The sequence below is a fragment of the Mesorhizobium sp. M7A.F.Ca.CA.004.06.1.1 genome (assembly GCF_003999135.1).
GTDB lineage: Bacteria > Pseudomonadota > Alphaproteobacteria > Rhizobiales > Rhizobiaceae > Mesorhizobium.
The window spans coordinates 1-2344 of record NZ_RZPQ01000857.1 but is presented as its reverse complement, the minus strand read 5'-3'; the positions used below and the strand labels follow the sequence as shown (position 1 = coordinate 2344).

The window sequence follows — 2344 nt, the reverse complement described above, 5'->3', positions numbered from 1 at the left end:
GCAGGCGGGCGTTGATCGAGGCGCGCTCGTTGAACGCGCGGAGCGAGGGATTGGACGATCTTATATCGGGGTAATGGATGCGGCGGCCGAAGATCGTTTCGACAAAGCCATGCTCGCGGGCATAGGCCTTGGTCTCCTCGATATAGTCTCGGATGCCGGGGAAGCGCTCGAAATACTTCTTGATGTAGTTGCCTGCCTCCTCGCGCGGGATCGACAACTGATTGGCGAGACCGAAGGCCGAAATGCCGTAGATGATGCCGAAATTGATCGCCTTGGCGCGGCGGCGGACTTCCGAAGGCATGCCTTCGACCGGCACGTTGAACATCTCCGACGCGGTGATGGCATGGATGTCGGCGCCGTCGGCGAAAGCCTGCCGCAATTGCGGGATTTCGGCGACATGGGCGAGCACCCGCAGCTCGATCTGGCTGTAGTCGGCCGAGACCAGGCGGTGGCTCTTGTCGGTGATGAAGGCGGTCCTGATCTTGCGGCCTTCGGCGGTGCGAACCGGGATGTTCTGCAGGTTCGGGTCGGAGGACGACAGCCGGCCCGTCGTCGTCGCGGCCAGCGCGTAGGACGTGTGGACGCGCTTGGTGTCGGGATGGATGAAGCCGGGCAGCGCATCAGTATAGGTCGATTTCAGCTTGGTCAGCTGGCGCCAGTCGACGATCTTGCGCGGCAGTTCGTGGCCTTCCGCGGCGAGATCTTCGAGAAGCTGCGCCGACGTCGACCACTGGCCGGTCTTGGTCTTGGAACCGCCGGGCAGGCCCATGCGCCCGAACAGGATGTCGCCGAGCTGCTTTGGCGAGCCGATGTTGATGCGTTCGCCGATGAGCTGGTAGATTTCCTCTTCAAGGCGAGCGGCGCCCTGGGCCAGTTCGCCGGAGAGCCGCGACAGGATCTGCCGGTCGACCGAGATGCCGCGCTGTTCCATGCGCGCCAGCACCGGCACCAGCGGCCGCTCCAACCGCTCATAGACAGACACCAGGCCCTTGGCGGCAAGCCGCGGTTTCAGCACCAGCCAGAGCCGAAGCGTCACATCGGCGTCCTCAGCGGCATGAGCCGTCGCCTTGTCGATGTCGACCTGATCGAAACCGACGGAGCTTTTGCCCGAGCCGGTCACATCCTTGAGTTGGAGAGGGGTATGACCGAGCCACTTTTCGGCAAGCGCATCCATGCCATGACCATGGGGCGTGCCGGCATCGAGCACGTAGGAGATCAGCATGGTGTCGTCGAACGGCGCGACATCGATGCCGTAGCGGCTCATGATCACAAGATCGTATTTCAGATTCTGCGCCACCTTGAGAACCGATCGGTCTTCGAGCAGCGGTTTCAGCACGGCCAGCGCCTCGCGCAGCGCAATCTGGTTTTCGAGCGCGCCACCACCGAGCAGGTCGCCATTGCCGCTCATGTGGGCAAAAGGAATGTAGGCGGCGCGGCCGGGCGCTGTGGCGATGGCCATGCCGATGAGTTCGGCCTGCATCGGATCAGCCGATGTTGCCCGGACATCGAAGGCGGCGATGCCCGCCTCCCGTGCCTCGGCCACCCAGGCTTTCAGGGTCGAGACATCGCGAATGCAATGATAGGCAGAAATATCGATCTTGCCGGTGGCCGCGCGCTCCAGCCGCAGTGCCGCGAGCAGGGAAGGGGTATCGCCTTGTTTTGACGTCTCCGCCGTCCCGCCGGCTTCGTCCGGTTCAGTGCCGGACGCGTTTCGGGCAACCGGCGGCAACCCGGCCCCGACATCTGGGCCATGAGCATGATCGGCGCGTTCGACGGTGACCGCGACGGCCTGGACGTCGCCGGCCTCGGTGCTGGTCGCTTCCGCCACACGGCGGGTCAGTGACGTGAATTCCATGGTCTTGAGGAAACCGATCAGCTTCGGACCGTCCGGCGCGTGCAGCACGAAATCCTCCAGTCCCTCGGTCACCGGCACATCGTTCATCAGCGTCACCAGCTGACGAGAAATGCGCGCCTTGTCGGCATTGGCGATGATCGATTCGCGCCTCTTGTCCTGCTTGATCTCGCCGGCCCGGGCCAGCAGCGTGTCGAGGTCACCGAACTGTTCGAGCAGTTGCGCCGCCGTCTTCGGCCCTATGCCGGGCACACCAGGCACATTGTCGACCGAATCGCCGGTCAGCGCCTGCAGGTCGACCATCTTCTCCGGCGGCACGCCCCATTTTTCTATGACTTCCGGAATGCCGATCTGGCGGTCCTTCATCGGGTCGTACATGGCGACCGTATCGCCAACCAGCTGCATCAGGTCCTTGTCGGAGGAGATGATGGTGGTATCGCCGCCGGCTTCGCAGGCGAGCCTCGCATAGGTGGCGATCAGATCGTCGGCCTC

1 protein-coding gene is annotated in these 2344 nt (G+C 63.7%); it reads right to left on the bottom strand.

Features of this window, described 5'->3' with window-relative positions; all coding sequences use genetic code 11:
• Positions 1 to 2344, bottom strand: a 2344-nt coding sequence (gene polA, locus EN906_RS31240; RefSeq protein WP_127375648.1) for a DNA polymerase I, incomplete at both ends; no start/stop codon positions are given.